Genomic DNA, 7491 nt, shown 5'->3' with positions numbered 1-7491 from the left:
GATCTTGAAAATGCAAAAAGGGCAGCCCGAGGGCTGCCCTTTCTTTCGCAAAGGTCGGACTGGACTCAGGCCAGTTTTTCCTTGATGCGAGCTGCTTTACCGGACAGGTCACGCAGGTAGTACAGCTTGGCTTTACGCACGTCACCACGACGTTTCACGGCCAGGCTGTCGATTTGCGGGCTGTAGGTCTGGAAAGTACGCTCAACGCCAACACCGTTGGAGATCTTGCGAACGGTGAACGCGCTGTTCAGACCGCGGTTGCGCTTGGCGATTACAACGCCTTCGAACGCCTGCAGACGGGAACGATCGCCTTCCTTCACTTTCACCTGAACGACGATGGTGTCGCCCGGGGCAAAGGTAGGGATCTCTTTGCTCATCTGCTCAGCTTCGATCTGCTGAATGATTTTGTTGGTCATCTTGTGCTCCTAAGGCAAATCACGGATTTACCATCGATACGTTAACTATCGTCCCGCTCGCGGATGTATTCCTCGAGCAGCTTCTTCTCTTCTCCAGAAAGTGAGCGACTTTCCAGAAGATCAGCGCGTCGTTCCCAGGTCCGCCCAAGGGACTGCTGCAAACGCCAACGCCGGATGTGTGCATGGTTGCCACTGAGCAACACGTCGGGTACACGCTGATCCGCATACACCTCGGGTCGGGTGTAGTGCGGGCAATCCAGCAGACCGTCGGTGAAGGAATCCTCCTCCGCCGAGTCCACATGCCCTAAAGCTCCGGGCAGCAGCCGCGTAACCGCATCGATCAGGACCATCGCCGGCAGCTCGCCGCCAGACAGTACATAGTCGCCAATCGACCACTCTTCATCGACATGAGCCTCGATAAAGCGCTCGTCGATGCCTTCGTAACGACCGGCAATCAGAATCAACGATTCATGGGTTGCCAGGTCCTTGACCGCCGACTGGTTCAGCTTGCGGCCTTGTGGCGAGAGGTAGATCACCTTCGCCGCTCCTCCGGTTGCCTGCCTGGCCTCGACCAGGGCGTCTTCCAGAGGCTTGATCTTCATCACCATGCCCGGACCACCGCCAAAAGGCCGATCATCCACCGTGTGGTGACGATCCGTGGTGTAGTCCCGCGGGTTCCAGCAGGTCAGTTGCAACAACCCCTGTTTCACCGCGCGGCTGGTAATGCCGTACTCACTGATGGCCGAGAACATCTCGGGGAACAACGTGATGACTTCTACGCGCAGGCTCGCCATCGCTTAGAAATCCGCATCCCATTCGACCCTCATCTCACTCGCCGCCAGGTCGATTGCCAACACGCACTGCCGGGTATAAGGCAGTAGCCGTTCACGATCATCCAGGCTGCCAGCACAGGGCTTGACCACCATTACATCGTTCGCGCCGGTCTCCAACAGGTGATCAACCTTGCCGAACAGTTGTCCGTCCTGGTTGATGACACTCAGGCCCACGAGCTGGTACCAGTAGTACTCGTCGTTGGCCAGGTTGGGCAAAAGGCTTCTCGAGATACAGATCTCGAAACCGCTCAGAAGACGTGCTTCGTCGCGATCGTCCAGCCCCTTGAGCTTGGCGACCAGATCCTTTTGACCGGATCGGCCCTTGACCAGCTCTACCTGCTTGACCACGCCTTCGCGCCGAAGCGTCCAGTGGCGGTACTGCAACAGGTTGTCGATCGGATCGGTAAAGGAAAACACCTTCACCTCGCCGCGAACGCCGTGTACCGAAAAAATCTTGCCGACGACGATCAGGTCGTCCGCATTTTCTGGCGTCGCGTTCATATTGCTCAGGCAGCGGCCTTGGCAGCTTCCTTCAGCAGCTGAGCAACGCGCTCAGACGGCTGGGCACCTTGAGACAGCCAGTAGGTGGCACGCTCCTGGTTTACGGACAGCTTGACTTCTGCGCCCGAAGCAATCGGGTTGAAGAAGCCGATACGCTCAACGAAACGACCGTCGCGCGCATTGCGGCTGTTGGTCACGGTGAGGTGGTAGAATGGGCGCTTTTTGGAGCCGCCACGGGCAAGACGGATGGTTACCATGTGAACATCGTTCCTGTAGTCGGTGCTGCAAATCTATAGGCCAAACGGGTACGGGTACCCGAAAGGCCGCATATTCTCAAGGAATACACGGGCTTTTGCAAATGCCTTTTTTCTGGCAAACGCCTGCCTGTCATACAGATCTGCAATGAAGCCACTCTTCATAGAGATGGCCATGTCCCCGCCGCGAGGCGGGTTCCGGGCGCGGCCCCGGTAATCGAGGCCGCACCGCGAATCGGGTTTACAGCTTGGGCATGCCGCCGCCGGGCATCATGCCGCCCAGGCCGCGCATCATCTTGGCCATGCCGCCCTTGGCAGAAAACTTCTTCATCATCTTCTGCATCTGCTTGTGCTGCTTGATCAGGCGGCCGATGTCCTGCACCTGGGTGCCGGAACCGATAGCGATCCGGCGCTTGCGCGAACCGCTGATCAGGTCAGGGTCACGGCGCTCGGCCGGGGTCATCGAGTTGATGATCGCTTCCATCTGCTTGAACTGCTTCTCGGCCGCCCCCTGGGCGTTGCCCATCTGCGCCAGGTTGACCCCGCCGATGCTCGGCAGCTTGTCCATCAGGCCGCCGAGGCCGCCCATGTTCTTCATCTGTTGCAGCTGGTCGCGGAAGTCCTCGAGATCGAAGCCCTTGCCCTTCTTCAGCTTCTTGGCCAGCTTGTCGGCCTTGGCCTTGTCGATGTTCTGCTCGGCCTGCTCGATCAGGCTGAGCACGTCGCCCATGCCGAGGATGCGCGAGGCGATACGGTCCGGGTGGAACGGCTCCAGGGCCTCGGTCTTCTCGCCCATGCCGATGAACTTGATCGGCTTGCCGGTGATAGCACGCACCGACAGGGCGGCACCGCCACGGGCGTCACCGTCGACCTTGGTCAGCACCACGCCGGTCAACGGCAGGGCATCGCCGAAGGCCTTGGCCGTGTTGGCAGCGTCCTGGCCGGTCATGGCGTCGACCACGAACAGGGTCTCGACCGGCTTGACCGCAGCGTGCAGGTCCTTGATCTCGGTCATCATGTCGGCGTCGATATGCAGACGGCCGGCGGTGTCGACGATGACCACGTCGATGAATTTCAGCTTGGCTTCACGGATCGCCGCTTCGGCGATGGCCACGGGCTTCTGGCTGATGTCGGACGGGAAGAAGGTCACGCCGATGTCGTTGGCCAGGGTTTCCAGCTGCTTGATCGCCGCAGGGCGATAGACGTCGGCAGAGACGACCATGACGGTCTTCTTCTTGCGCTCCTTGAGGAAGCGCGCCAGCTTGCCGGCGGTGGTGGTCTTGCCCGCACCCTGCAGACCGGCCATCAGCACCACGGCAGGCGGCGCGGCGTTCAGGCTCAGGTCCTCGTTGGCCGCGCCCATCAGTTCTTCGAGTTCGGCCTGGACGATCTTCACGAAGGCCTGGCCCGGGGTCAGGCTGCGGGAAACCTCGGTACCGACCGCACGCTCCTTGACCTTGTTGACGAAATCCTTGACCACCGGCAGGGCGACGTCGGCCTCGAGCAACGCCATGCGCACTTCGCGCAGGGTGTCTTTGATGTTGTCTTCGTTCAGCTTGGCCTTGCCGGTGACATGGCGCAGCGTCTGTGACAGACGATCGGTCAGGTTTTCAAACATGGGGATCCTTTCAGGCTCTGTGGAACCGGGGTTTAGCCAGCCGTGGGCACGGACAGGGGCGCGATTATAGCGAAGACTCGCGCCAGCGCACACCATGGTGCAGGACCGGAGCGCACCGGCCGTCTACCACCATGCTTCCTAGGGGGCCGGGTTCTATGCCAAACTCCTCGACTTTCGGGCTTGCCTAACAGGACTTATGCTCCCCTTGTCACCCAGCTTGCTACCCAACCTGATTGCCGCCTGCCTTTACGCCGCCGCGATCATCCTCCAAGGCACCGGCCTGGCCCGCGGTGTCAAGGCCGACAAACGGCTGCTCGGCCTGCTCGGCGCCCTGGCCGTGCTCGCCCAGGGCACCGCGCTGTTCTGGCAACTGCTTACCCCCCTGGGCCTGAGCTTGGACTTCTTCAGCGCCGCGAGCCTGATCGCCACCGCCGTGATCGCCATCACCCTGATCGCCTGCCTGCGCATCCCGGTGGAAAACCTGCTCCTGCTGCTCTTCCCCCTCGGCCTGCTGACCGCGCTGATCGCCCAGTTCGCGCCGTCCGGCACGGTGCCGCTGGTCAACGAAGAGCCCGGCATCCTCGCCCATATCCTCCTGTCGATCCTGGCCTACGGCCTGTTCACCATCGCGGTGTTCCAGGCGCTGTTGCTGCTGGTGCAGGATCACCAGCTCAAGCACAAGCACCCGTCCGGCCTGATCCGTAACTTCCCGCCGTTGCAGACCATGGAAAGCCTGCTGTTCGGCTTCCTCTGGGCCGGCTGGGGGCTGCTCTCGCTGTCGCTGGTGTCCGGCTGGCTGTTCCTCGACAACCTGTTCGCCCAGCACCTGGTGCACAAGACCCTGCTGTCCTGCGTCGCCTGGGTGGTGTTCGGCGTCCTGTTGTGGGGCCGCACCCGCCTGGGCTGGCGCGGACACAAGGCAATCCGCTGGACCCTGGCCGGCTTCTGCCTGCTGATGCTGGCCTACTTCGGCAGCAAGCTGGTACGCGAATTCATCCTGCATATCTGACGAGCGATCGATGAACACTCTGCCGCTGGCTCCGCTATTCGGGCTACTGGCCCTGGCCTTGTTGTGGTCGGCACTGTTCAGTGCGGTTGATAGTGCACGCCAGCGCCTGGCCAGGGTTCGCGACCAGGATCGCCATCCAGCCCTCGACAGCATTCCGGAGCAGGCCCTGGTGCTCGGCGCCACCCTCGGCAAATTGCTGGTGCTCGCCCTCGCGGCCCTCGCCGGCCTGCACTGCCAGGGCGGGCGTGGTTTCTGGCTGGGCTGCCTGGGTGCCGCCCTGCTCCTGCTGGTCTGCGCCGAGTACCTGCCGCGACAACTGGCGCGGCGCAATCCGGAGGCGTTCATCAGCCTCGGCATGATCCTCAGGTTCCCGCTCTACCTGCTGCAGCCCCTGGCCCGCCTGCTGGACGGCATCGCCCGCCTGATCGTACGGCCATTCGCGGTCAGGCCTGCGGTGGTCAACCATCACCAGCCCGACGATTCGCTGCCGGATGATAGTGATCAGGACAGCGAGAAACCGGACGCCCGCACCCTGCCCGCCAGCCTGCTGGCCCTGGAAAAGATCACGGTCAACCACATCCTGGTCCCGCGCAGCGAGGTGGACGGCGTCAACCTCGACGAGACCATCGAAGAAATCACTGCCCGCCTGATCGCCTGCAAGCACACGCGCCTGCCGGTGTTCCACAGTGATATCAACCAGGTCCAGGCGGTGTTGAACATACGCCACGTCGCCCACTTGCTGCCCAATGCAGAACTGACCTTCAAGAACCTGCTGGCCGCCTGCTACGAGCCATACTTCGTCCCGGAAAGCACCCCGCTGCAACTGCAGTTGCTGAATTTCCACAAGCAGCAGCGGCGCATGGGCATCGTCGTTGACGAGTACGGCGAAGTGCAGGGCATCGTCACCCTGGAAGACATCCTTGAAGAGATAGTCGGCGAGTTCGAGGAACAGGATCGCCACGACAATCCGCATATCCACCCACAAGCCGACGGACGCTATGTGATCGAAGGCGCCGTCGCCATCCGCGAACTGAACCGCTGTCTCGGCTGGCACCTGCCCAGCGACGGCCCGAAAACCCTCAACGGCCTGGTGACCGAAGCACTGGAAAGCATTCCGGACAGTGCGGTGTGCCTGAAGATCGGCCGTTATCGCCTGGAAATCCTCGAAACCGAGGACAACCGCGCCAGCCGGATACTGGTCTGGACCGTCACCCGCCCCGCGGCCTGATCCGCCGCAGCGCTGGCGCACGAGCCAGACACATTCGGTATCGAATCTGGCTATACTCGACACACGCTTACCCAGCCCTGCCGTCGCGCCCGCTACCCGCACCCGGCGCTTTGCGGCCACTGCGCACCGCCCGCATGGCGCTTTACCGGTACTGCTTCACACCCCGAACAGTGCCCGCGCCCGCCCCCACCCCGACAGGGCGTATGCTCGGCGACGCGAGTCATACCTATAAATACGCTCCGGCCCCTCGCCATTCACCCGGCAAGGTCGCCAGAAGAGCACTCGACCGTCAGGGGTTCACCAGATGACAACCAGCAGCACCTACAACGAGACGGACGCCGTGCCGTCGGGCAACTCGCCTGCCCGTGTCGCCACTGCCAGCTTCATCGGCACCGCCATCGAGTTCTATGACTTCTACGTGTACGCCACCGCCGCCGCCCTGGTGATCGGACCGGTATTCTTTCCGCAGACCTCGGGCACGGCACAAATGCTGTCGGCCTTCCTTACCTTCGGTATCGCGTTCCTTGCCCGGCCACTGGGCTCGGCATTGTTCGGGCATTTCGGCGACCGCATCGGCCGCAAGTCGACGCTGGTCGCCTCGCTGCTGCTGATGGGCGTGTGTACCACGCTGATCGGGGTCCTGCCGGGACATGACAGCATCGGCATCTGGGCGCCGATCCTGCTTTGCGTGCTGCGCTTCGGCCAGGGCCTGGGCCTTGGCGGCGAATGGGGCGGCGCGGCGCTGCTGGCCACGGAGAACGCACCGAAGAACAAGCGCGCCTGGTTCGGCATGTTCCCGCAACTGGGCCCGTCCATCGGTTTCCTTGCCGCCAACGGCTTGTTCCTGGCGCTGGCCATGCTCCTCAGCGACGAGGACTTCCGTGCCTGGGGCTGGCGTATTCCGTTCCTGCTCAGCGCCGCGCTGGTCATCGTCGGCCTGTACGTGCGCCTGAAGCTCGAAGAAACCCCGGTCTTCGCCAAGGCCATCGCCCGCCACGAGCGGGTGAAAATGCCGGTGGTCGAACTGTTCGCCCAATACTGGCTGCCGGTGCTGCTGGGCGCGCTGGCCATGGTGGTGTGCTACGCGCTGTTCTACATCTCCACGGTATTTTCCCTGAGCTACGGCGTATCGACGCTGGGCTACACGCGGGAAACCTTCCTTGGCCTGCTGTGCTTCGCCGTGCTCTTCATGGCCCTGGCCACGCCCCTGTCGGCCTGGCTCAGCGACCGTTACGGGCGCAAGCCGGTGCTGATCGTCGGTGCGCTGCTGGCCATCGCCTCGGGCTTCGCCATGGAGCCGCTGCTGACCTCGGGCTCCACCGCCGGGGTGGCGCTGTTCTTGGCCATCGAGCTGTTCCTGATGGGTGTGACCTTCGCCCCGATGGGCGCGCTGCTGCCGGAGCTGTTCCCGACCCATGTGCGCTACACCGGCGCATCGGCGGCCTACAACCTGGGCGGCATCGTCGGCGCCTCCGCCGCGCCGTTCTTCGCACAGAAGCTGGTGGTGATGGGTGGTTTGAGCTGGGTGGGGGGTTATGTTTCGGCGGCGGCCTTGCTGAGCCTGATTGCCGTGCTGTGCCTGAAGGAAACCCGGCACGCGGATCTGTAGCGAAAAACGGGGCGGACCCTGCG

General features: G+C 62.8%; 8 protein-coding genes. 3 read left to right on the top strand and 5 right to left on the bottom strand.

Features of this window, described 5'->3' with window-relative positions; all coding sequences use genetic code 11:
• Positions 1–65 precede the first annotated feature (65 nt).
• The 5 genes from rplS to ffh form a co-directional block, all read right to left on the bottom strand.
• Positions 66–416 (bottom strand): 50S ribosomal protein L19, encoded by a 351-nt coding sequence (gene rplS, locus N7650_RS04850; RefSeq protein ID WP_009403595.1) that lies wholly within the window; start codon positions 414–416, stop codon positions 66–68.
• Between the two features lie 41 nt (positions 417–457).
• Entirely contained in the window at positions 458–1210 is a 753-nt protein-coding gene (gene trmD / locus N7650_RS04845) for a tRNA (guanosine(37)-N1)-methyltransferase TrmD (protein WP_009403594.1), read from the bottom strand.
• 3 nt (positions 1211–1213) lie between these two features.
• Positions 1214–1750, bottom strand: coding sequence for a ribosome maturation factor RimM (gene rimM / locus N7650_RS04840; protein WP_064301710.1), 537 nt, complete (start codon positions 1748–1750; stop codon positions 1214–1216).
• Between the two features lie 5 nt (positions 1751–1755).
• The gene (gene rpsP, locus N7650_RS04835; RefSeq protein ID WP_009403592.1) at positions 1756–2007 is read right to left on the bottom strand and encodes a 30S ribosomal protein S16; all 252 of its coding nucleotides are present in this window, start codon (positions 2005–2007) and stop codon (positions 1756–1758) included.
• A 238-nt stretch (positions 2008–2245) separates the two neighbouring features.
• Entirely contained in the window at positions 2246–3622 is a 1377-nt protein-coding gene (ffh, locus tag N7650_RS04830) for a signal recognition particle protein (RefSeq protein ID WP_009403590.1), read from the bottom strand.
• A 205-nt stretch (positions 3623–3827) separates the two neighbouring features.
• On the opposite strand from ffh, the gene ccsA reads away from it, so the two are divergent.
• From ccsA to N7650_RS04815, 3 genes are all read left to right on the top strand, one after another.
• Positions 3828–4631, top strand: coding sequence for a cytochrome c biogenesis protein CcsA (gene ccsA, locus N7650_RS04825; RefSeq protein WP_170394966.1), 804 nt, complete (start codon positions 3828–3830; stop codon positions 4629–4631).
• Positions 4632–4641: 10 nt separating this feature from the next.
• On the top strand, positions 4642–5859 hold the full coding sequence (locus N7650_RS04820) for a transporter associated domain-containing protein (RefSeq protein WP_279897238.1): 1218 nt from the start codon (positions 4642–4644) through the stop codon (positions 5857–5859).
• 304 nt (positions 5860–6163) lie between these two features.
• Positions 6164–7468: an MFS transporter gene (locus N7650_RS04815; RefSeq protein ID WP_279897237.1), complete on the top strand. Its 1305-nt coding sequence runs from the start codon at positions 6164–6166 to the stop codon at positions 7466–7468.
• Positions 7469–7491: the final 23 nt, after the last annotated feature.

Origin of the sequence: Pseudomonas sp. GD04058 (assembly GCF_029836855.1) — a bacterium.
GTDB classification, from domain to species: domain Bacteria; phylum Pseudomonadota; class Gammaproteobacteria; order Pseudomonadales; family Pseudomonadaceae; genus Aquipseudomonas; species Aquipseudomonas bharatica.
This window is presented reverse-complemented; position numbering and strand designations above follow the sequence as displayed.